The organism is Streptosporangium sp. G11, assembly GCF_051192615.1.
GTDB lineage: Bacteria > Actinomycetota > Actinomycetes > Streptosporangiales > Streptosporangiaceae > Streptosporangium.
In genome coordinates this window covers 1-717 of record NZ_JBPJUQ010000345.1, presented here as the reverse complement: position 1 = coordinate 717, position 717 = coordinate 1, and the positions used below count along the sequence as shown (strand labels likewise).

The 717-nt window shown below is 70.7% G+C and carries 1 pseudogene; it reads left to right on the top strand.

The window, feature by feature from the left end:
• Positions 1–717, top strand: a pseudogene (locus tag ACSDR0_RS50950) (IS5 family transposase); the annotation flags it as partial.

The following is a 717-nucleotide window of genomic DNA, read 5'->3' as shown; positions in this document are numbered from 1 at the left end:
CCGGCCCGGCCGCAGGGAGGAGGGCGGCGGCGGGTCGACGATCGTCTGATCCTGGCGGCGATCGTGTATGTGGCCACCACCGGCTGCGCCTGGCGGCAGTTGCCGCCGGTCTTCGGCGCCTCCTGGCAGACGGTGAACCGTCGTTTCGCCGAGTGGAGCGCCGCCCGGGTGTGGGCCAAGCTCTACCGGGTCATGCTGGACGAGCTGGGCGCGCGCGGAGAACTGGACTGGTCGCGATGCGCGATCGACTCGGTCGGCGTACGGGCTGTGAAAGGGGGGAGCTGACAGGTCCGAATCCTGTCGATCGAGGCAAGGCCGGGTCGAAAGTCCACCTCATCACCGAACGGACCGGTCTGCCCCTCGCTGTCGCGATCAGCGCCGCCAACGTCCACGACAGCCGGGGCTTGGAGCCGCTGGTACGAAGCATCCCGCCGATCCGTTCCCGCCGTGGACCGCGACGCCGCCGACCGGCGAAGCTGCACGGCGACAAGGGCTACGACTACCCGCATCTGCGAACCTTCCTGCGCAGCCGCGGAATCATCCCGCGCATCGCCCGCCGAGGGATCGAGTCCAGCCGGCGCCTGGGACGCCACCGTTGGGTGGTCGAGCGGACCGTCTCCTGGCTGGCCGGCTGCCGCCGCCTCCACCGGCGCTACGAACGCCGCGCCGACCACTTCGCGTCCTTCGTCGCTATCGCCGCAGCCCTCATCTGCTACC